Source organism: Microlunatus sp. M237, assembly GCF_056896895.1.
This window is the reverse complement of sequence record NZ_JBXHBL010000001.1, coordinates 541,022-562,701: the sequence shown is the minus strand read 5'-3', so window position 1 is coordinate 562,701 and position 21,680 is coordinate 541,022. Positions and strand designations below refer to the sequence as shown.

The window sequence follows — 21,680 nt, the reverse complement described above, 5'->3', positions numbered from 1 at the left end:
TCAGGAATGCGGGACAGGAGATGGTCGTCGAGGAAGAGACGGCTCGGGATCGCTCAGACATCACCGGTCACGCAACCGAGGATTGAGGATCTCCTCCAGGGAGCGGGTCAGCATGATGAGGCTGAGCTGCAGCAGCACGATCATCGTGACCGGCGCGAGGATGTAGAGCAGCGAGCTCTGCTGGAACATGGCCCCCTTGATCCATGCGTCGTTGATCATGATGCCCCAGTTCGCGCCGGCCAGCGGGGCGAGACCGAGCAGATAGAGACCGACCAGGGCGTAGATCGCGTTGGTGACCGCGATGATGAAGTTGATCAGGATGTACGACGCCATGTTGGGCACGATCTCGGCGAACACCACCCGGGCGGTGCCGAGATCCAGCAGCCGGGCCGCCTCGACGAACTCCCGCTCCTTCAGCGACAGCACCTGCGCTCGGATCGAGCGCATCAGGACCGGCCAGGACAGGGCGCCGATGAGGATCGCCAGGGCTACCGGCGAGTCGAGCCGGAAGAAGGCGCCCATGACGGCGAGCAGGACGATCTGCGGGATGGTCATCACCACGTCGGTGATCTGAAGCATGATCGCGTCGAAGCGACCGCGGAAGTAGGCAGCCAGGGCGCCGATGACGACGGCGATCACCGTGGTGATGGCCGCGGCGGCGAAGCCGACGAACACGACGGTCCGCCCGCCCAGGACGATCTGCTTGAGCACGTCCTTGCCGCTGCCGTCGGTGCCCAGCCAGTGGCTCGGGGTCGGGCCGCCCCAGATGGCATTCACATCGGTGGGGTTCTCGGAACTGACGACCAGCGGGCCGATCGCCGACATGCCGACGATCAGGAAGAGCAGGATGAAGCCGGCGAAGCCGCTCTTGCTTCGGGCCAGCTCGCGGAAGAAGCCCTGGACGGCGTTGCCGCGCGGGATCGCGATGGTCGCGGTAGGTGCAGACATATCAGGCCTCCTGCTCGCCGGTACGGATACGGGGGTCGAGCACGCTGTAGATCAGGTCGGCGGCCAGGTTGGCGAGGACGACGGTGATGGTGATGACCAGCAGGATCCCCTGGATGACGGGATAGTCGCGGGCACTGATGGACTCGAACAAGGTGATGCCGATGCCGTCGTAGGCGAAGGTCTTCTCCACGAAGATCGCGCCGCCGACCACGAAGCCTGCCTGGGTGGCGATCTGCGCCACCAACGGCAGCACTGCGTTGCGGCCGACGTACTGAAGGCGGATCCGGTTGTCGGACAGCCCTCGCGCCCGCGCCACGGTGACGAAGTCCTCGCCCAGGGTCTGGGTGGTCGACGACTTCATCACTAGAGCCCAGGTGCCCACTGTGGTGAGGACGTAGGTCATGATCGGCAAGGTGGCGTGATAGAGGCTGTCAGACAGGAACGCGAAGCTGAACTCCGGTTTGACCCCGGGCGAACTGTGCCCACGCATCTGGGTGAAGTCGATCACGTTCAGCTGCACCGCACCGATCACGACGATCATGATGGCGAGCAGGTAGTTCGGGATGGCGTGGAACGCGCTGCCGACCGTGGAGATGGCGTGGTCGAGGAATCCGCCGCGACGGTATGCCATCAGCATGCCCAGGATCAGACCGACGGACACCGAGATAATCATGGCCACACCAACGCTGAACAGGGTCCAGGGAAGGTGGAGGGCGATCTTCTCGAGCACCGTGGTGCCGGGCGAGAGGATCGACATGCCGAAGTCACCCTTGACGACGCCGATCATGTAGTCGATGTACTGCTGCCACAGCGGGGTGCCGGGGTCGAAGCTGAACAGCGCCGCAGCCTCGGAAGCTGCGGTCTCATAGGTCTTGCCGTACATCGCGATCTGGGAGTTGATGTAGACGTCGACGGGATTGCCGGGTAGCAGTCGCACCAGGAAGAACACGCCGGTGGCGACGATGTAGATGACGAAGAGGGCGCGCAGGATGCGTCGCAGGACGTAACTACGCCCGACTGCGCGTAGCACGCCGCTGGATGAACTGGTCTTGCGGGCGGCGGCAGACGCCTCCGTCCCTGCTGTTGTAGCTATGGCCATGCTGCTCCTGCGTGTCGTAGGACTCGTCGTACGGGGGCACGCCGGGGGAACCCCGAGTTTGCTGAGGTGACTCTATGCGTGCACGTTAATGTTCGCTAGGGGTTCAACCCGATCGTGCTCAATCATTATTTACTTGAAACCTCACCGCAACATTGAGGAGGTCACGTGGCGGGCGACGAGTCGACCGGCGGCGGCAACAGACCTCTTCGTCCGGAGCGGGTGCCCTGGGCCAGGGCGGAGACGGTGATCCTCTCACGCCTGACGGCCGCCGACGTACACGAGCGCGAGGCGACGCGGTGGGTCGGTATCGACGGCCTCGGTGCGGCGGGCAAGACCACGTTGGCCACCGCCGTCGCGGCCCGGCTGGGTGCGACCTTGGTCAGCGTCGACGAGTTCGCCCGCCCTGGCCTGCGCGGCTGGGACCGCGACCGCTTCGCCGAGCAGCTCCTTACCCCGTTGAGCCAGGGCCGGGTCGGGCGCTACCAGCGGTGGGGCTTCGCCGCGGACACCGGCGGCGACTGGGTCAGCGTGCCGCCTGGCGGCGTGGTGGTGGTCGAGGGCGTGTCCTGCACAGATATCCGCCTTCCGGTGCCCTGGGCGCTCACCGTGTGGGTCGAGGCGCCGGCCCGGCTCCGCTGGGAACGGATCGTCGCCCGTGACCCGGCGGCGCTTCGGATGCGCTGGCTGACCGACTGGATCCCGAGTGAACAGGCGTATCAGCGCGAGCAGCGACCGCAGCAGCGGGTTGACCTGGTGGTGGAGGTGGCTGCCGACTCCTGAGTGAGGGCGACGGGCGCCGCCTGCAGGCGGCGCGGACACCGCCTGGCCGACCCCGGTGGCCGAATCTGGGGGCATTGGATATCTTGATGTCAACATAATCTCCACTGATCCCACCCCGGAAGGTCGCTCATGGCGAAAATCAAGGTAGAAGGTACGGTCGTCGAACTCGACGGCGACGAGATGACCCGGATCATCTGGCAGTTCATCAAGGACCGCCTGATCCACCCCTACCTGGACGTCGACCTCGAGTACTACGACCTCGGCATCGAGTACCGCGACGCGACCGACGACCAGGTCACCATCGACGCGGCCAACGCCATCAAGAAGCACGGCGTCGGCGTCAAGTGCGCCACCATCACCCCGGACGAGGCGCGGGTGGAGGAGTTCGGCCTGAAGAAGATGTGGGTCTCCCCGAACGGCACCATCCGCAACATCCTCGGTGGCGTCGTCTTCCGCGAGCCGATCATCATCTCCAACATCCCGCGGCTGGTGCCGGGCTGGACCAAGCCGATCATCATCGGCCGGCACGCCCACGGCGACCAGTACAAGGCGACCAACTTCAAGGTGCCCGGTGCCGGTGAGCTCACCATCACCTTCACCCCGGAGGACGGCTCCGAGCCGATCCAGCACGTGGTGGCCAACTATGGCGCCGACGGCGGCGTGGCGATGGGCATGTACAACTTCAACAAGTCGATCGCGGACTTCGCCCGGGCCTCGTTCTCCTACGGCCTGCAGCGCAACTACCCGGTGTATCTGTCGACCAAGAACACCATCCTCAAGGCGTACGACGGCTCCTTCAAGGACATCTTCGCCGAGATCTTCGAGTCCGAGTTCAAGGCCGACTTCGAGGCCGCGGGTCTCACCTACGAGCACCGGCTGATCGACGACATGGTCGCTGCTGCCATGAAGTGGGAGGGCGGCTACGTCTGGGCCTGCAAGAACTACGACGGCGACGTCCAGTCCGACACCGTGGCGCAGGGCTTCGGCTCGCTCGGCCTGATGACCTCGGTCCTGATGACCCCGGACGGCAAGACCGTCGAGGCGGAGGCCGCGCACGGCACCGTCACCCGGCACTACCGCCAGCATCAGCAGGGCAAGCCGACCTCCACCAACCCGATCGCGTCGATCTTCGCGTGGACCGGTGGCCTGAAGCACCGCGGCAAGCTGGACAACACCCCCGAGGTCACCGGCTTCGCCGAGGCCCTCGAGCAGGTCTGTGTCGAGACTGTCGAGTCGGGCAAGATGACCAAGGACCTGGCGATGCTCGTCGGCCCGGACCAGGGACACCTCACCACTGAGGAGTTCCTCGCCGCGCTGGACGAGAACCTGGCGGCCAAGCTCGCCTGATCTCGCGACGAACCAAAGCCCCGCTCCCCGATGGGGGGCGGGGCTTCGTCGTTCCGGATCCGTGCTGCTCGCCTTTTCGGATCTGTGCTGCGCACTGGGGGTGGGTCTGCTCAAAGGGTGGCGGCGCGCCCGATCTGGACCACTTTCCAGCCCGCCTGCTGCCAGGTCGGCGGGTGCAGCTTCAGCCGGCCGTCGATGATGGTGCGCTGGTTCACCAGGGTGGCCAGGTGCGCGGGGTCGAGGGAGCGGAACTCGGGCCACTCGGTCAGGTGCAGCACCACCTCAGCACCGAGCACCGCCTGGTCGACGCTCGCCACCTGGGTGAACCCCTCGCGGGGGACCAGCTTCGCCTGCGGGTCGTAGATGCGTACGTCGGCACCACGGGCGTGCAGGTGGTCGGCCACGGTGAGCGCGGGGGAGTTGCGGGTGTCGTCGGTGCCGGGCTTGAAGGCCGCGCCGAGCACGGCGATCCGCTTGCCGCGGACGTCGCCGCCGGCCTGATGGACGGCGAGGTCGGCCACCTCCAGCCGCTGGCCGGTGTTGATGGCCTCGACACTGGTGATGAAGTCGCTGAGGACCGGCACCCCGAGCTCGTCGGCCCGCACGGCTAGCGACCGGATGTCCTTGGGCAGGCACCCGCCGCCGAACCCGAGACCCGCGTTGAGGAAGTCGCGCCCGATCCGCTTGTCATAGCCGAGCGCGTCGGCCAGCAGGCTGACGTCGCCGCCCGCAGCCTGGCACATCTGGCTCATGGCGTTGATGAAGCTGATCTTGGTGGACAGGAAGGCGTTGGCCGCCGACTTGATCAGCTCCGCGGTGGCCAGGTCGCTCTCCACCACCGGGGTCGCCTCGCTCAGCGGGATGGCGTAGACCTGCCGCAGCAGCTCCAGCGCGTGGTCCGACTGGATGCCGAAGACCAGGCGGTCGGGGTGCAGCGTGTCGTCGACGGCGAAGCCCTCCCGCAGGAACTCGGGGTTCCAGGCCACCTCGATGCCGTCCCCGGCCGGGGAGGCCGCGCGGAGTCGTTCCTGCAGCTGCATCGCGGTGCCGACCGGAACCGTCGACTTTCCGACCACCAAGGTGGGCTTGGTCAGCAGCGGCGCCAGGGTGTCCACCGCTGATTCGAGCTGGGAGAGGTCGGCGCCGCCGTCCGGCCGCGACGGGGTGCCCAGTGCCAGGAAGTGCACGTCGGCCCAGTCGGCGATCTCGGTGTAGTCGGCGGTGAACCGTAGTCGCCCGCTGGCGGTGTGCGTGGCCAGCAGCGGCTCCAGCCCGGTCTCGAAGATGTGCGACCGGCCCGAGTTCAGCGTGTCGATCTTCGTCTGGTCGATATCCACGCCCACCACCCGGTGGCCGAGCTCGGCCATTCCCGCGGCATGGGTCGCTCCGCAGTAGTTGGTGCCGATCACACTGATACGCAAGGTCACGGGCGGCAAGTCTGCCACGCGCCGCCCCCCGGGGCGCCGCCTCGACCCTGCGGCCTCGGCCACCTGGCGGGAGACGGTGTTCTCGGCGGCGCAGCGGATCAGCAGGGAGTCGACCAGACGGGTGGGCTCCCAGTCCCCGGTCGACTCGACGTAGGCGGCGGCGTCATCGACGGTGTACGGGCGGGGCAGCGAGGCCAGCCAGTGCTGGGTCTGGGCGTCGCAGCAGGCCGCGGTGAGCCGGCCCACGGCGTCGGCGCGGAACGGCCGCAGCCGCACCCCGGAGACCGCGTCGACCAACTCGGCTACGCAGGCCGGAAAGCCGCGGGCCGCTTCGCTGGTCGTAGCCGTTATCCAAGCTGGCGTGGTCGGAGGGCGGCAACGGGTTTGTCCGAGCGCCGGCCTCGCGATGATGTTCGCGACTGCGAGTGCGATTCACTACCCTGGACGGGTGAACCTGCACCTGATCGACCAGGTCGACGCCGACTGGGGCGCCGCCGAGGTCGAGTCCGACGACTCCGACGCCCATAGACCGTCGGACTCCTTCGGAGTCCCGTCCGCCCAGTCGACGCCTGCCGTACCCGTGCTGCTCGACTCCTCGAGGGCCAACGCATGAACCAGACAGTCCTCAACGCCGTTCTGATCCTGCTCTTCATCAGCGTCGGCGGCGTCTTCGCCGCGGCGGAGATGGCCCTGGTGTCGCTCCGCGACAGCCAGATCAAGCAGCTGAGTCACCGGGGCAAGCGCGGCCACACCGTCGCCCGGCTGACGTCCAACCCCAACCGGTTCCTCTCGGCGGTCCAGGTCGGCGTCACCTTGTCCGGCTTCCTGTCCGCCGCCTTCGGTGGCGCCACCCTCGCCAACGAGCTCGCCCCGGTGCTGCAGCGGCTCGGCTTGAGCGCGGGCGTCGCCGCCACCGTCGCCCTGGTGCTGATCACCGCCTTGATCTCGTACGCCTCGATCGTGATCGGCGAGCTGACCGCCAAGCGTCTCGCGCTGCAGCGCTCCGAAGCCTTCGCCCTCGCCCTGGCACCCCTGGTGGACTTCATCGCCACCCTGGCCCGACCGGTCATCTGGCTGCTCGGGGTCTCCACCAACGTGGTGGTCAAGCTGCTCGGCGGTGACCCGGGAGCTGCCCGCGAGGAGGTGAGCGATGAGGAGATCCGGGCCCTGGTCAGCGGATCCACCACGCTCGGTGACGAGGAGCGCCAGATCGTGGACGACGTGTTCGCCGCCGGCGAGCGCAGCCTCCGCGAGGTGATGGTCCCCCGGACCGAGGTCGACTTCCTGCCGGGCAACATGCCGGCGTACAAGGCGGTGCGCGAGCTGTTGCAGGCGCCGCACTCGCGCTATCCCGTGATGGGGGAGTCCGCCGACGACATCATCGGCTTCGTCCACGTCCGCGATCTCCTCGACCCCGAGGTCAGCACCCGTTCGACTCCGGTCCGCGAGGTGGCCCGTCCGGTCATGTCGTTGCCGGACACGGTCCGGGTGCTCCGCGCGCTGACCGAGATGCGCCGCGATTCGTCGCACATGGCCATCGTCCTCGACGAGTACGGCGGCACCGCCGGCGTGGTGACGATGGAGGACCTGGTCGAGGAGCTCGTCGGCGACATCACCGACGAGTACGACGTGGTGACCGAGGAGCGGGTCAACCTCCGCGGTGAGCTGGCGGTGGACGGCCTGTCGACCCTGGATGAGTTCGCGGAGAAGACCGGGTACGAGCTGCCCGAGGGTCCGTACGACACATTGGCCGGATACGTGATGGCCCAGTTGGGTCGGCTGCCGCAGGTCAACGACACCGTGGAGGCCGAGCTGCGCCATGTCGGCGACGGGGAGGAGGACAGGTTCTCCCGGTTGGCCCTGACGGTGACCGAGTTGGACGGACGACGGGCGGCCCTGTTCGTCGTCCGCGCGGTGCGGGCGGCTGCCGACGCGATGCCGCCGGAGAACGATCCGACGGTGCGCCCCGGGCGCCCCGCCCCCGAGTGAGGCGGCCGCGAGCAGGGTTGCCGTCCGATCGGCGCGCGCTCTTGCGCCGCTGAGCAGGAAGCCGGCGCCCGGCGCGATCATGGAACAATGGCGCGCATGTCGTCGAAGCCCCGGGTGTTCTCACTCGCCCAACCCACCGCAGACTCGCTCCACCTCGGCAACTTCCTCGGGGCGTTGCGGCAGTGGGTGCCGCTGCAGGACGACCATGACGCCTTCTACGGCGTTGCCGACCTCCACGCGCTGACGGTGGAGCAGGACCCGGCCCTGTTGCGGGACCGGACACTGCGCAGCGCCGCGCAGCTGCTGGCCGCCGGCGTCGACCCCGAGCGCTCCACCGTGTTCATCCAGTCCCACGTGCCCGAGCACACCCAGCTTTCCTGGATCCTCAGCTGCCTGACCGGGTTCGGCCAGGCCTCACGGATGACACAGTTCAAGGACAAGGCCGCCAAGCAGGGGGCGGAGAGCGCTTCGGTGGGCCTGTTCACGTACCCCGTGCTGATGGCCGCAGACATCCTGCTCTACCAGTCCGACCTGGTGCCGGTGGGGGAGGACCAGCGCCAGCACCTGGAGCTGACCCGCGACCTCGCCATCCGGTTCAACTCACGGTTCGGGCCGACCTTCGTCGTGCCTGAGCCGCACATCGTGAAGTCGGTCGGCAAGATCCAGGACCTGGCCGACCCGACGTCGAAGATGAGCAAGTCGTCGTCCGCGCCCAGCGGGATCATCGAGCTGCTGGATGACCCCAAGGTGAACATCAAGAAGATCAAGTCGGCGGTCACGGACTCCGACCGGGAGATCCTGTTCGACCTGGAGTCCAAGCCGGGCGTGGCCAACCTGCTGACCATCTTGTCCGCCCTGACCGGCACCGAGATCCCGGTCCTGGTCGAGCAGTTCGTCGGCAAGGGCTACGGCGACCTCAAGGGCGCGGTGGCCGACGCGGTGACGGCGTTCGCCGCCCCGTACCGGGAGCGGACGCTCGCCCTGATGGCGGAGCGGAGCGAGCTGGAGGCCATCCTGGCCGCCGGGGCCGAACGGGCCCGCGACGTGGCCTCGAAGACCCTGGTCGAGGTGTACGCCAAGGTCGGGTTGCTGCCGAGCCGGGCGCGATGACGGTCGGAGCCCAGCCCCGATCGGGTTCGGTCCACCCGGGCGGGTGATCGATCATGGCTCAGCCGGGGGGTCGAGCCCGCCAGGAGGAGCCGAAGCAGACGAACGGCAGATACCGTTCCGACTCGGTGGCCAGGGCCAGCGCGGTGGCTGAGTCGTCGCCGGCGGCGAGCCGGCGATGGTAGGCGGCCATCGCCGTTGATGCCGGCCCGTCCGCCACCGGCGCCACCCCGGCCACCACGCACTGCGATCCCAGGTGGAGCAGGACGCGGGCCAGGCCGAGGGCCTCGTCGCCCGGTCGGAGGGTCACCTGCCCCAGTTCGCAGGCGGACAGGATGACGTGCGGAGCCGCGGACGACTCGGCGATCTCGTAGGCGAACAGCGGCCCGTCGGCGAGGTCCAGCGAGGAGAACATCGGGTTCTGCCGTTGGTGGGTGCCGTGAGCGGCGACGTGCACCACGGTGTCACCGGCGAGTGCCGCCGTGAGCGCCGCGCGGCTGGTGGCGGGACCGGTGCTGCCGCTCACCCGGGCCGCGTCGGTCTGTCGCCAGATCTGCGCCACCTCCGCCGCCTCGGCGGCTGCGGCAGCTAGGGCGGGCCCGGCGAAGGACGCCATCGTGACCGGTCCGCAGAGATCGACCGCGCGGGTCCCGGCCACCCAGGAGGTGGCCGTCGGTGAGACGTGCACGGGTCGCCCCCGCAGACTGGGCAGGCATCCCCAGGCGAGGGTGGCGATCGAACCGGTCGGGACCACCGCCAACGCCCGGTCGGGGAGTCGCAGCGGCGCCAGCAGTCGGTCGTCCAGTGATTGCAACGCCCGGTCCAACGACGTGGTCACCGCGGACCGGATCGATGCGGGCAGGCTGGCGTACGCCGCCACATTGAGGTCGGCCTGGGAACGGCGTACCGCTTCCAACAGTGCGTCGTCACCGGGCAACGGCACGAACCTCGGCCGTCCGTCGCCGAGCACCAGGGCCGACCACCGCGACCGGTGCTGGCAGAACATCACCAGCACGGTGTCGTGCTGCTCGGCCAGCTCGCAGGTCTGGGCCATGGTGGTGGGCAGGCTCACGTCACCGTCGCCCACCGACCGCCAGGAGATGGCGCTCAGCTGCTCGTACAACGCCGTGGTCCGTCGCCGGAGCGTGGCCACGTGCTCGGCAGCCGAGGGGTCGTCGGACAACGCCTTGATCGTCTCCGTGTGCGAGCGCAGCTCGGACAGCAGGTCTGCGGACTCGCCACTCGGCGGCGTGACTGCGGTCAGCCGCCGCGACACGGCACGACCCCGCTCGATGGCGTCGAACAGGGAGCGGGGAGTGCCGGTGGCCGCCTGCTGTGCCATGGCCAGGTCCAGGTCGAGCGCGACCAGCTGCTGACCGTGGATCGCTCCGGCGGTCTGCAGGTCGATGCTGCCGAACCGCGCCTGGTGGCGGCTCAGCTGTTCCAGACCGCGCCGCACCTCCCGCCGAGCGACGTCGAGCCGGCCGGTCCGGATGGCCAGCTGGGCCGCGACGGCGCGGTGCTGCAGGGCGAGCGTCAACGAGTCGTCGGCTTGAGGCGTCGGCAGCCGGTCGAACCGGGCCGCAGCGACTGCGGTCCGGCCGGAGCCCAGCATCGCCGAGCACGCCGTCAGCTCCGCGGACCTGGCCTGCTGCTCCAGGCCATGGCTGCGGAAATCCTCGGCCAGCTGGACCGCTGGTCTGACCAGCGCACCCGGTGCGGTCCCCGCGGCCACATCGATCGACAACCGGGTCAGCTCAGCCAGCCGGCGCCACCTGTCGTTGCCCCGGCGGGCGAACCGCGAGCGGGCGGACACCGCCAGCGCGCGGGCCGCGACGAGGTTGCCGCTGAGGACAGCGCACTCGGCCCGGGCCAGCTCGGTCTCGGCCAGCTCCTGCTGCAGTCGGCCCCGGCGGAACTGCTGCTCCGCCTCGTGCAGCACCCGGTCGGCGACGTCGCTCAGCCCAGCCTCGATCAGCACGCGCGCCCGGTCGAGGGCGGAGATGGCCAGCGACACGTCTCCGGCGTCGTCGGCGGCCCGGTCCATCTGCCTCAGCGCCTCGGGCAGGTTGCCGGCCAGGAACTCCAGCCAGCCGAGGTTGTGCCGGGCCATGAAGGCGTGGCTCCGCAGGCCCGGATCGGTGAGCACCGCCGCTTCCGCCGTCTGGAGGCAGCGGGTGAGGTCGGTCCGCGCGCGGTCAAGCTCGAGCTGGTGCAGATAGAGCCCGCCCCGGTTGAGCAGCAGGACGCACGCCTCCGCCGGGGAGGCGGCGCCGATGAGCGACGCGGCCCGGGCGAACCCCTCCATCGCCTCCGGTACGTGGCCCACCCGCAGCTCGCGCAGCGCACTCGCGTTGTGGAAGACGAACTGCAGCGCCGGGTCATCGAGCCCGTCGGTCAGGGCGCCGGCTTCGCGCAGGTGACGTTCGCCGTGCTCGTAGCCGTGCAGCTCGACCTCCACGGCGGACAGGGTGAGCAGCACCCGGACCCGGCTGGCCCGGACCTGACCTGACCGGCGGTTCGGGCTGCCCGAGAGGTCGAGATCATCGGAGCCCGGGTCAGCGGCGTCCAGCAGGGCCAGCGCCGCGCGCAGGCGTTTGACCGCAAGATCCAGCCGACCCTTGTCGCCGTCGGCCCGGGCGAGACGCTGCAGCCGGTCGGCCTCGACCACGGCATCCTTCACAGCTGGTGGCTCGACCTGTCGGTTCCGCGCTAGAGCTGGATCGACGGGCTGACCACGGTGGCCACGGCGTCCCCCTTGGGCAGGTGGAGGACGAACTTGGCCAACCCGGTGGGGAGCTCGTCGAAGACGAAGCGTCCGTCGTCGTCGGCCCGGGTCTCGGCGCGGTTGGAGTCCAGCAGCACCTCCACCTGCAGGCCGGCGCCGGGGGCGGCCCAACCGTCGACCCGTACGGTGCCGTTGGGCTGAGGACTGATCGTCACCATCGTGGTGAGGCTCTGCGAGGTGAAGGTGATGGTCCGGACCGCCTCGGTCGCCCCGCTGCGGACGCCGGCTGTCGCCGTGTCGAGCTGCATCAGGGTCGCGACCTCGGTCTTGAGCGCGTCCAGGGTCAGCTCGAACTGGATCCGCTCGGCGAGTCCGTCGGGGACCGGGTCGGTCTCCTCGAACAGTGCCCGGAGGGCGTTGAGTATCACCCGGTCGGTCGGGTCCAGTGCCCCCGCGGCGAGCTGCGACTCCCGTTCGGCGTCGGATGAGGTGTTCATCGGCTCTCCCAGGTGGGGTCGTTGGCGAGTGAGACGCGCAGCTTGGCCAGGCAGCGGCCACGCGTCGGCCCGATGCTGCCCTGCGGCATGCCGAGGGCCGTCGCGAGCGCGGCGTAGTCCGGGCGGTCCGCGAAGGCGATCACCCGCAGCAGCGACTGGCACCGTGGCGGCAGCCCATCGATGTGGCGCCACAGTCGGGCCTGACTGTCGCTGGTGAGCACTTCGTCCTCGACGGTGCGGGCCGTCTCGCGCTCCATGAACGCGCTGCTGTCGGCATCCTCGGGGCGGGCTTTCGACTCCACCCGCGACACCCGCCATGCCTCCCGCTTGGTGCTGACCACCAGCCACTGCAGCACCGCGAGCGGTTCGCTGATCGAGTCGGCCTTGCGGACCAGACTCAGCCACACGGTCTGCAGCACGTCCTCGGCGCTTGCCGCGTCCAGCCGGGTGGCGCGCGCGGTGTGCCACAGGATGGGGGTGAGCATCTGCACCAGATCGCCCATCTTGGCCTCATCGCCGTCGCGGTACGCGCTGAAGAGCCGTCCGGCTCTGGCCGCGAGGCTCTCCTCCAGCGTGTCGCCGGTCATGGCTGTTCCTCGGTTGTGCTCACCTTCGGCCTCCTCGAGCGGGACACGTGCTGTTCGATGGCCTGCCAGCCGCGATCGAGGGCACGTTCAGGGTCAGCGTCATCGGCTCGCAACAGCGCCGAGTCGTTCAGCCAGGCGGCTAGCTCGCCGGCGAAGATGGGGGCCGCGAAGGATGTCCCGCTCCAGGTGCCGAAGCCTGAGCTGAAGTCGTCGGGGTCGATGGTGGCCCTGACTTCGTCACGGTAACGCATCTGCGACGACGGCGACCGGGATGCGTCGAAGGTCGTCGGCAAGGTGCTGACCAGGGCCGCGCCGGGGCGGTGCACCCTGACCCAGGGGCCATCGTTGGAGAACATCGCGGTCGAGCCGTCAGGGTTGAGTGCTCCGACGCTGACGATCGGCACCTCGCCGTGCTGCATCCGGCGTACCGGTCCCTGGGGGTGCGGGGCGAACGCCGCCGGGAACATCGGCCGGATGGTCTGGTCATTGCCGGCCGAGGTGACCACGGCCACGCCGAGAGCGCCCAGCGCCCGCAGCGGGGTCAGCAGCAGTGGGTCGAAGGCGGCGTCGGCCGGGCGCTCGTGGTAGTAGCCCAGCGACAGGCTGACCACGTCCACCAGCAGGTCGGGCCGGTTCTTGATCACCGCCAGCTTCTGCCGCAGCCACAGCATGTTGAGGGCCTCGAGCAGGTCGCCCTCGGCCACCACACCGTCACCTTGGATGACCCGGATGGCGAGCAGGTTCGCGTCCGGACACTTCTGTCGGATCAGACCGGCGATGAACGTACCGTGACCGGCGTCGGCGTCCAGGCCGCCGCCCAGTGGGTCGGTGATGACACCGGTGCGCTCGGGGTCACTGGCCGGGTCGGTGAGGCCGATCCGCAACGTCCCGCAACGCGGTCGACGGTCGACGATGTCGTCGGGCAGCCAGTCGTGCCGGCCGACGCCGGTGTCCAGCACCGCGACGACCGGGCGCCGCCGCCCGGCCAGCGACTCCTGCGGACAGCGGATCGGAGCCGCGCCGACCCAGGTGACGGGCGTCCGGCCGCCCCAGCCGGGTTCGGCGTATTCAGCCTGGGTGCCCGGCAGCTTCCAGTACGGGGTGCCGGTGGTGCTCGGCAGCTTCCAGTACGGGTTCGCCGTCATCGACGCCGAGGTCAGCAGATGGTCCAGCTGCAGGCACTCGCGGTCGGGGTCGGATGCCCGGAACCGGGCCCGGAAGGCCTGCAGCACCGGCCACGCGTCGGGTGGTGGCAGTGGCTGGTCGGTCCACTGCGGACTCAGCCGGACCCGGGCCAGCAGCGGCTGCGCCTCAGCCACCGAGATGCCGGCCTGGCGCGCCATGGTCCGCAGCCGCCGGTCGATCGGGTCCACCACGATGTCGACGCCCTGCTCGTCGGCCACCTCCTGCAGCAGCCGGAGCACCTCCGCCTCGTTCTCGGTGGGGCGGATCAGCAGCCGGTCGCCGGCGTAGACGGTGGGGTCGAGGCGCTCGTTGCGGAAACGTACTGCATTGACCGGGTCCAGCGCCCGGCCCCGGTGCCGGGCGAGCAGCTCGGGGTTGGGTGGGTTGCGGCGGGGTTGCTCCGCGGCGCGGCTCGGGGTCCGCGGTGCGCCCCGGTGCGGCTTCGCCGGCTTCGCTGAGCTCGGGCCGGGGCGTCGCTGCAGCGTCATCTGGTGTCCCTGCTCTGGTGCCACCGGCGGTCCGAGTTCTTCATCACGCCAGACAGGAGCGGCGCTGCGGACCCGGTGATACATCGGCCGCATCCCCGACCAGCCCGATCGGGTGGGCAGGGATCAGCCGATGCGCTCGTCGACGTAGCACCAGCGCCAGGACTCTCCCGGCTCGAAGCTGCGCATCACCGGGTGCTTGGACTCGTGGAAGTGCCGCTCGGCGTGCCGGCCGACGGAGGAGTCGCAGCAGCCGACATTGCCGCAGGCCAGGCAGATCCGCAGGTGCACCGGTCGGGTGCCTTCGCGGACGCAGTCCTCACAGACCCCGGATCCGGATGGGGCGATGTCGTGCGGGGCCAGGTCGAGGTGGGCGCAGGTCCCGTCCGGGTGCGGCGGGGCGGTCACCGGTTGGTCGGTGACCCGTTCCGACCGCTCCAGGGCGGCTGTCAGCATCGACTCCTCGACGTCGAGGGAGGAGAGCACCTGCTCGATCACGTCGTGGTCGACCGTCGCGGTGGAGCGGATCCGCAGCACCTCGTCGCGCTCCACCTGCAGGGTCTGGAGCCGCAGCCGGCGATATTCCTCCGCGGGCGTCTGCACGTCGCCCGGGGCGCCGAGCCGCTCCCACAGCGCGTTGGCGCGTGACCCGATCCGGTCCCGCAGCGCCGCCACGGTCTCGTCGGAGTCGGTGGGCTTGCGGAGGTCGTCGATGGCGGCCAGCGCCGCGTTGCCGGATGACTGCAGCACCGTCGCGGCCTGCAGCGCATCGGAGCGGGCGTCGGGTCCACGCAGACCCAGCCGGCGTACGAGCAGGGGCAGCGTCAGCCCTTGCAGCAAGAGGGTCCCGGCGGTCACCACCATCGCGGCAAGCACCAGCACCGACCGGTTGGGCACGGTCTGCGGGATCAGAAAGGCGGTGGCGAGGGTGACCACGCCCCGCAGACCGGCCCAGCCGATGACCAGGGCGGACGACCACGGCGGGGCGGCGGAGGCATCGTCGTTCCTGTCCTGGCGGAACAGAGCGGCCCTGGCCACCGCGACCCACAGCAGCCGCAGGACGATCACCCCCGCCAGCACCGCCACACAGAAGCCGACGATCCGACCCGCCGGCAGGTCGGAGTCGTCGACGTCGCTGAGGATCCGCTCCGCCTGCAGACCGATCAGCAGGAACACGGCGTTCTCGAGCAGGAACTGGATGGTGGCCCAGTTGATCCGCTCGCTGACGCGCGACTGGGCGCTCTGGATGATGGGGGACTTGTGTCCCAGGATCAGTCCGGCGACGACGACGGCGATCACACCGGAGCCGTGGAAGTCGCCGAACCCGATCTCCTCCGCCGGCAGGTAGGCGGCGAACGGCAGCATCAGCGAGATCGCGGTGTCGAACACCGGCTCGGTGATGCGGCGCCGGATCTGCACGGCGAGCCAGGCCACGACGACGCCGGTCAGGGCGCCCCCGAGGGCGGCGATCGCGAACCCGAGGCTGATCTGACCGATCGAGACGCTGCCACCGATGGCTGCGATGGCCACCCGCAGGCAGGTGATCGCCGTGGCGTCGTTGAGCAGCGACTCGCCCTCCAGCACGGTGACCAGCCGACGGGGCATGCCGACCCGGCGGGCGATCGAGGTGGCGGCCACGGCGTCGGGTGGAGCGACGACGGCGCCCAGCGCGAACGCCACCGCGAACGGTACATCCAGCAGCCACCAGGTGATCAACCCGATGCCCAGCGCGGTGAACACCACCAGCAGCACCGACAAGAACCCGATCGAGCGGCGGTTGGCCCGGAAGTCGATCACCGACGTCCGGATGGCGGCGGCGTACAGCAACGGCGGCAGGAACCCGAGCAGCACCAGCTCGGAGCTGAGCTCGGGCGCGTGGAAGCCGGGCACGAACGACGCACCGATACCGGCCAGCATCAGCAGCAGCGGCGCGGGGACGCGCAGCCGCGCGGCGACACCGGTCAGGGCGACGACAGCCGCGACCACCGCGAGGATTGCGAGGGCGACGTGCACGCACCCATGGTCCCAGATCGGCCGGAGCGCAGGCATGGGAAGATCAGTCCCCGGTCGGGGTCCGCAGCAGGCGTCGCGGTCATCCGGCCGACCAGCCCGCCCGGCCGGTCCAGCCCCGGTCGGTCGGGCCAGCCCAGCCCAGAGCAGCCCAGCCAGAGCAGCCCAGCCAGAGCAGCCCAGGAGGACGCGGTGACCGGCGCCGTACCAGACCCCGACGGATCAGGTCTGCTCACCTCGCCCGCGGTGGCTGATCTGCTCACCGCGGCGGTGGCTCACGGCGGCGGTTCGCTGGTGGCCTGGCAGCTGGACCACGTGGACGCCAACCCGTCCCGGTCGACCACCGCCACCTACACCGCGACCATCGACTGGCCCTTCGGTCGGCGTCAGGAGGTCCTCGGCGCCAGTATCCGCGCCGAAGGGCATTCCAGCACCGACAGCCAGGCGGTGATCTTCGCCGACGGCGAGCGCGAGGTGGCGGTCTGGCTCTATCCGAAGGACCCGGACCTGCCCGGTCTGGCCCGCGCGGCGGTGGTGGAGGAGGTGGCGGCGCTGTTCACCGCGGAACGGGTTCTGACCAGCCCGGTCGCTCCCGAGCAGGTGCTGCTGGAGCTGATCGGCTATCGGCCCCGTCGCCGGGCGGTGCTCAAGGCGACGGTGGCCACCCCGGTCGGGCCGCAGGTGTTCTTTCTCAAGGTGCTGCGCGCGCAGCACCTTGAGCCCACACTGCGCCGCCACGAGCTGCTGCTGACCGCCGGCGTACCGGCGCCGCCGGTGGTCGCGGCCACCTCCGACGCGCTGCTGGTGCTCCGCGAGCTGCCGGGACGTCCGCTGGCGCACGCCATCTTCGACCCACTGCCGCCGTGTGCCGCCGAGGACCTGGTCGCCATGCTGGACGCCATGCCGCCGGCCGTCGCCGACCTGCCCCGACGACCGCCCTGGGCAGAGGCGGTCGGCCAGTACGCGACCATGGTCGGCGCAGCGCTGCCGGGGCTGTCATCTCGGCTGCGGTGGATGGTGCACCAGATCGAGACGGGGCTGCGGCCGATCCCCGCGGGGGAGGAGGCCACCCACGGCGACTTCCACGAGGGTCAGGTCTTCGTCGCGGGCGGTCGGATCTGCGGCGTACTCGACGTCGACACGGCCGGGCCCGGTCGGCGGGCCGATGACCTCGCCTGCCTGCTCGCGCACCTGTCCACCGTGCAGCGGATGGATCCCGTCCAGGCGGCCCGGGTCTCGGCGCTGATCCAGAGCTGGCTGCCGGTGTTCGACCGGCGGGTGGACCCGGTCGAGCTGCGGCTGCGTGCCGCCGCTGTGGTGATCTCGCTGGCCACCGGGCCGTACCGCGGTCAGGAGCCGGCCTGGCAGCACGAGACCGCCGTCATCATCGACGCTGCCGAGCGGCTGATCCGCAGCGCCGGCTGAACCGCGCGGCCCGCCCGTTGGGCCGATGCGCGGGCAGCCGGGGAGAATGGTGGCATGCCGCTCAGGACCGACAGCCGATGACCTCGCAGACCGAGTCACAGACGCCGTTCGAGGACGTCTACGGGCCGGAGGCGCTGTCCGGGTTCGACCCCGCGACGGCGCTCGGGCGGCCCGGGGAGTTCCCGTACACGCGGGGGATCCACCCGGCGATGTACACCTCCCGGCCGTGGACGATGCGCCAGTACGCCGGCTTCGGCACCGCTGTCGAGTCCAACGCCCGCTACCGGGAGCTGATCGCCCACGGGACGACAGGGCTGTCGGTGGCGTTCGACCTGCCCACCCAGATGGGCTACGACTCCGACGCGCCGGTGGCATCCGGTGAGGTCGGCAAGGTCGGGGTGGCGATCGACTCGCTGGACGACATGCGCCAGCTGTTCGCCGACATCCCGCTGGGTGAGGTGTCGACGTCGATGACGATCAACGCGCCGGCCGCCGTCCTGCTGCTGCTCTATCAGCTGGTGGCCGAGGAGCAGGGGGTCGAAGCCTCGGCGCTGACCGGCACCATCCAGAACGACGTGCTGAAGGAATACATCGCCCGCGGCACCTACATCTATCCGCCGTCGGCGTCACTGCGGCTGGTCAGCGACACCTTCGCCTACTGCCACCAGCAGCTGCCGCGGTGGAACACCATCTCCATCTCCGGCTATCACATGGCCGAGGCGGGAGCCACGCCGGCGCAGGAGATCGCGTTCACCCTGGCCAACGGGATCGCCTACGTGGAGGCGGCACTGGCTGCCGGGCTGGCGGTGGACGACATCGCCCCGCGGCTGTCGTTCTTCTTCGTGGCGCGTACCAGCCTGCTGGAGGAGGTGGCGAAGTTCCGCGCCGCCCGCCGGATCTGGGCGCACCTGATGCGCGACACCTTCGGCGCCACGAACCCACGGTCGCTCCAGCTGCGGTTCCACACCCAGACCGCCGGGGTGCAGCTGACCGCGCAGCAGCCGGAGGTCAACCTGGTCCGCGTCACGGTGCAGGCGCTGGCAGCGGTGCTCGGAGGGACCCAGTCCCTGCACACCAACTCTTACGACGAGGCGATCGCGCTGCCGAGCCAGAAGGCCGCCCGGCTGGCGCTGCGGACCCAGCAGGTGCTGGCGTATGAGACGGACCTGACCCACACCGTCGACCCCTTCGCCGGGTCGTACGTGGTGGAGTCGCTGACCGACGACGTGGAGGCGGCGACGCTGGCCCTGATGGACGACGTCGCGGAGCGTGGCGGTGCGGTGGCCGCGATCGAGCAGGGCTTCCAGAAGGGCGAGATCGAGCGGACGGCGTACGCGGTGGCTCAGCAGATCGACGCCGGCGAGCGCGTGGTGGTCGGCGTGAACCGCTTCGTCGGTGGCGAGGAGGAGTCGTACGAGCCGTTGCGGGTGGACCCGACCATCGAGGCGATCCAGGCGCAGCGCCTGGCCCGGCTGCGGACCGAGCGCGACGACGCCGTCGTGCAGGAGGCGCTGGCCGCGGTCCGCGCGGCCGCGGCCGGCACCGACAACGTGCTGGTGCCGATGAAGCGAGCCTTGGCCGCGCGCGCCACCGTCGGCGAGGTGTGCGACGCGCTCCGCGCCGTGTGGGGGCTGTACCAGCCCAGCGAGCGGTTCTGACCCGGCCCGATCAGACAGGTCGGCGCCCGGTCGGCAGCCGCAGCGAGTCGCTGGGCGAGGTCAGCGGCCACGGCTGACCGGGGGTGCCGTGGTCCAGCAGTGCGGTGACCAGCTCCACCAGCCTGGCCGGGTGGATCTGGTCGGACGTCTCGGCCAGCGCGGCCAGCGACCACCAGCGCAAGCCGACCAGATAGCCCTCTTCCTCACTGAGTCCGTCGGTGCTGACCGCGGTCGAGTGGGTACGGCCCCAGAACACCTGTTCGCGCTGGTGCAGGATCGCGTCGGGGAACTCGTCGAAGTATTCGCGGTCGGCGACCGGTCCTGCCACCGGCACGTCGAGCAGCCCGGTCTCCTCGGCCAGCTCGCGTACGGCAGCCTGCTCGGCCGTCTCGCCGGGCTCGATCCCGCCGCCGGGCAGTCCCCAATGGCTCACGCCGCCGAACACGTTGTGCACCATCAGGACCGAGTCGTCGGCAGCGATGACCACGGTGCGCGCGGCCCGGCGGGTCTTCACCCGGCGACGGCGGTCGATCGTCGCGGTGAGGTCGGCCAGGTCGCGGGCGAAGCAGAGCACCTCGGGCCGGTCCACCCAGACCCCGTAGCGCGGGACCGGCCGCCACCCCGCCGCGGGATAGAGGGCCAGGGCCTCACGCTGGACCGAGCTGGTGACCAACACCAGGTGTTCGGCTCCGTTCACCGCGGCGAGCGCCTCCAGTCCGCGCAGCAGCGTGCGGGCCAGCCCTCGGCGGCGCTGGTCCGGCCGGACGTAGAGCCGGGTCACCTCGAACCGCTGGTCGAGCTCGACCAGCACGCCACAGGCCGCCGGCGAGCCCTCGACGGTCTGCACCAGCACGACACCGACCACGTCCAGATAGTCGAACGCCGGCGGCTGGTGATCCTCGCCGGGGCGCTGCGCCAGCTCGCGCTGCTGCGCACCGACCAGCTCCTGGGCGGTGGGATCGGACCAGCCGACGCGCCGGACGACGTAGCCGGGCGGCGCTGACACGCCGAGGGCGGGGAGATCGATCGGCTCGGCCACGGGGTCAGCGTACGGGCAGCGCCCGAGGCGGGCGTGACAACATGGGGGCCGTGCGTTCACCGGACTCCCTTTCGCTGCCCGACCTCGACACCGCGCTGGGATCGGCGGTGGCCCGCGAGGCCGCCGCACTGAACGACCGGCTGGTGTCGCTGCGCCGGGATCTGCACGCTCACCCCGAGATCGGCCATGCCGAGCACCGCACCACGGCGCTGATCGTCCGGCTGCTGACCGAGGTCGGCCTCCGGCCACGGGTGCTGCCGGTGGGGACCGGGGTCTGCGTGGACGTCCTGCCCGAGGGCTACGATGTCGCCGACGGGTTGCTCGGGCTCCGGGCCGACATCGACGCCCTGCCGATCCCGGACGCCAAGCAGGTGGACTACGCCTCGGTGAACCCCGGGATCTGCCACGCCTGCGGGCACGACGTGCACACCACCATCGTGCTCGGCGTCGGTCTGGTGCTGGTGCGGCTGCGAGAGCAGGGGCTGCTCCGCCGCGGAGTACGTCTCATCTTCCAGCCGGCCGAGGAGTCCTCACCGGGCGGTGCCCTGGACGCCATCGACGGCGGCGTGCTGGACGGCCTGACCGAGATCTACGCGCTGCACTGCGACCCGCGGACCGACGTGGGCCAGGTCGGGCTCAAGGTCGGTGCGGTGACCTCGGCCGCCGACCGGGTGCTCATCACGCTGTCCGGCCCCGGCGGGCACACCTCGCGGCCCCACCTCACCGCCGACCTGGTCGGAGCGCTCGGTGCGCTCATCACCAACGGACCGCTGCTGCTGTCTCGTCGGGTCGACCCGCGCGGCGGTGTCTCGCTGATGTGGGGGAGGGTGGCCGCCGGATCGGCCGGCAACGCCATCCCGCAGACCGGCCAGGTCGAGGGCACGCTGCGCGCGTTGCAGGTGAGCGGCTGGCGCGCGGCGGAGGAGGTGCTGCCCCAGCTGTGTCGTGAGATCGTCGCGCCGTACGGGGTGGAGATCGACATCGTCGTCACCGCAGGGGTGCCGCCGACGGTCAACCACGAGCTCGGGGTGGAGCGTCTCACCGCCGCGCTGCAGACCTTCGTCGGACCCGACAGTGTGACCACCACCGAGCAGTCACTCGGCGGGGAGGACTTCTCCTGGATGCTGATGCAGGTGCCGGGGGCGATGGGTCGCCTCGGTGTACGCACCCCTGGGGCACAGGGCTTCGCCGATATCCACCAGCCGACGTTCACCGTCGACGAGCGCTGCATCGAGGTGGGCGTCCGACTGCTCGCCGGGGTGGCGCTGAGCTGACCGGCGCCCCCTCGACCGCCCGGATCGAGGGCTGTTCGGCGGGGGCCGGGCGGAGCCCTGTTACAACTGGGTATCCAAGCCGCGTGGGCGCTGCC

General features: G+C 70.4%; 17 protein-coding genes. 8 read left to right on the top strand and 9 right to left on the bottom strand.

The window, feature by feature from the left end:
* Nucleotides 1-60: 60 nt before the first annotated feature.
* Nucleotides 61-948: an ABC transporter permease gene (locus AC1XX3_RS02600; protein ID WP_483319514.1), complete on the bottom strand. Its 888-nt coding sequence runs from the start codon at nt 946-948 to the stop codon at nt 61-63.
* Nucleotide 949: 1 nt separating this feature from the next.
* Nucleotides 950-2,047 carry an ABC transporter permease gene (locus AC1XX3_RS02595; protein WP_483319513.1) on the bottom strand — a complete coding sequence of 366 codons (1,098 nt, stop codon included), beginning with the start codon at nt 2,045-2,047 and terminating at the stop codon, nt 950-952.
* Nucleotides 2,048-2,212: 165 nt separating this feature from the next.
* On the opposite strand from AC1XX3_RS02595, the gene AC1XX3_RS02590 reads away from it, so the two are divergent.
* Entirely contained in the window at nt 2,213-2,827 is a 615-nt protein-coding gene (locus AC1XX3_RS02590; RefSeq protein ID WP_483319512.1) for a hypothetical protein, read from the top strand.
* Nucleotides 2,828-2,956: 129 nt separating this feature from the next.
* Nucleotides 2,957-4,174 (top strand): NADP-dependent isocitrate dehydrogenase, encoded by a 1,218-nt coding sequence (locus tag AC1XX3_RS02585; RefSeq protein ID WP_483319511.1) that lies wholly within the window; start codon nt 2,957-2,959, stop codon nt 4,172-4,174.
* A 110-nt stretch (nt 4,175-4,284) separates the two neighbouring features.
* Here AC1XX3_RS02585 and AC1XX3_RS02580 read toward each other — a convergent pair whose 3' ends face one another.
* Entirely contained in the window at nt 4,285-5,898 is a 1,614-nt protein-coding gene (locus AC1XX3_RS02580; protein WP_483319510.1) for a UDP-glucose dehydrogenase family protein, read from the bottom strand.
* Nucleotides 5,899-6,049: 151 nt separating this feature from the next.
* Between AC1XX3_RS02580 and AC1XX3_RS02575 the strand changes: the two genes are divergently transcribed.
* The 3 genes from AC1XX3_RS02575 to trpS all read left to right on the top strand — a co-directional run bounded on the left by AC1XX3_RS02575 (nt 6,050) and on the right by trpS (nt 8,700).
* Nucleotides 6,050-6,214 (top strand): hypothetical protein, encoded by a 165-nt coding sequence (locus AC1XX3_RS02575; RefSeq protein WP_483319509.1) that lies wholly within the window; start codon nt 6,050-6,052, stop codon nt 6,212-6,214.
* On the top strand, nt 6,211-7,590 hold the full coding sequence (locus AC1XX3_RS02570) for a hemolysin family protein (protein ID WP_483319508.1): 1,380 nt from the start codon (nt 6,211-6,213) through the stop codon (nt 7,588-7,590). The genes AC1XX3_RS02575 and AC1XX3_RS02570 overlap by 4 nt, the downstream gene beginning before the upstream one ends.
* 96 nt (nt 7,591-7,686) lie before the next feature.
* A complete protein-coding gene (gene trpS, locus AC1XX3_RS02565; protein WP_483319507.1) occupies nt 7,687-8,700 on the top strand; it encodes a tryptophan--tRNA ligase in 1,014 nt (337 codons plus the stop codon).
* Nucleotides 8,701-8,758: 58 nt separating this feature from the next.
* On the opposite strand, the gene AC1XX3_RS02560 is transcribed toward trpS, so the two are convergent.
* From AC1XX3_RS02560 to AC1XX3_RS02540, 5 genes are all read right to left on the bottom strand, one after another.
* Nucleotides 8,759-11,380 carry a CHAT domain-containing protein gene (locus AC1XX3_RS02560; RefSeq protein ID WP_483319506.1) on the bottom strand — a complete coding sequence of 874 codons (2,622 nt, stop codon included), beginning with the start codon at nt 11,378-11,380 and terminating at the stop codon, nt 8,759-8,761.
* Between the two features lie 29 nt (nt 11,381-11,409).
* Entirely contained in the window at nt 11,410-11,922 is a 513-nt protein-coding gene (locus AC1XX3_RS02555; RefSeq protein WP_483319505.1) for a hypothetical protein, read from the bottom strand.
* Nucleotides 11,919-12,509, bottom strand: coding sequence for an RNA polymerase sigma factor (locus AC1XX3_RS02550; RefSeq protein WP_483319504.1), 591 nt, complete (start codon nt 12,507-12,509; stop codon nt 11,919-11,921). The genes AC1XX3_RS02555 and AC1XX3_RS02550 overlap by 4 nt, the downstream gene beginning before the upstream one ends.
* Nucleotides 12,506-14,182, bottom strand: coding sequence for a S8/S53 family peptidase (locus tag AC1XX3_RS02545; protein ID WP_483319503.1), 1,677 nt, complete (start codon nt 14,180-14,182; stop codon nt 12,506-12,508). Before AC1XX3_RS02545 ends, AC1XX3_RS02550 begins: the two co-directional genes overlap by 4 nt.
* A 123-nt stretch (nt 14,183-14,305) precedes the next feature.
* Nucleotides 14,306-16,228, bottom strand: a complete 1,923-nt coding sequence (locus AC1XX3_RS02540) for a Na+/H+ antiporter (protein WP_483319502.1) — start codon at nt 16,226-16,228, stop codon at nt 14,306-14,308.
* Nucleotides 16,229-16,381: 153 nt separating this feature from the next.
* Between AC1XX3_RS02540 and AC1XX3_RS02535 the strand changes: the two genes are divergently transcribed.
* Together AC1XX3_RS02535 and AC1XX3_RS02530 are read left to right on the top strand one after the other, a co-directional pair.
* Nucleotides 16,382-17,614 carry a phosphotransferase gene (locus AC1XX3_RS02535; protein ID WP_483319501.1) on the top strand — a complete coding sequence of 411 codons (1,233 nt, stop codon included), beginning with the start codon at nt 16,382-16,384 and terminating at the stop codon, nt 17,612-17,614.
* A 77-nt stretch (nt 17,615-17,691) separates the two neighbouring features.
* Nucleotides 17,692-19,272: an acyl-CoA mutase large subunit family protein gene (locus AC1XX3_RS02530; protein ID WP_483319500.1), complete on the top strand. Its 1,581-nt coding sequence runs from the start codon at nt 17,692-17,694 to the stop codon at nt 19,270-19,272.
* Nucleotides 19,273-19,282: 10 nt separating this feature from the next.
* On the opposite strand, the gene AC1XX3_RS02525 is transcribed toward AC1XX3_RS02530, so the two are convergent.
* Complete coding sequence (locus AC1XX3_RS02525; RefSeq protein WP_483319499.1) at nt 19,283-20,311, bottom strand: GNAT family N-acetyltransferase; 1,029 nt, start codon at nt 20,309-20,311, stop codon at nt 19,283-19,285.
* Nucleotides 20,312-20,361: 50 nt separating this feature from the next.
* Here AC1XX3_RS02525 and AC1XX3_RS02520 point away from each other — a divergent pair, with 50 nt between their 5' ends.
* Nucleotides 20,362-21,585, top strand: a complete 1,224-nt coding sequence (locus tag AC1XX3_RS02520; RefSeq protein WP_483319498.1) for an amidohydrolase — start codon at nt 20,362-20,364, stop codon at nt 21,583-21,585.
* Nucleotides 21,586-21,680 lie beyond the last annotated feature (95 nt).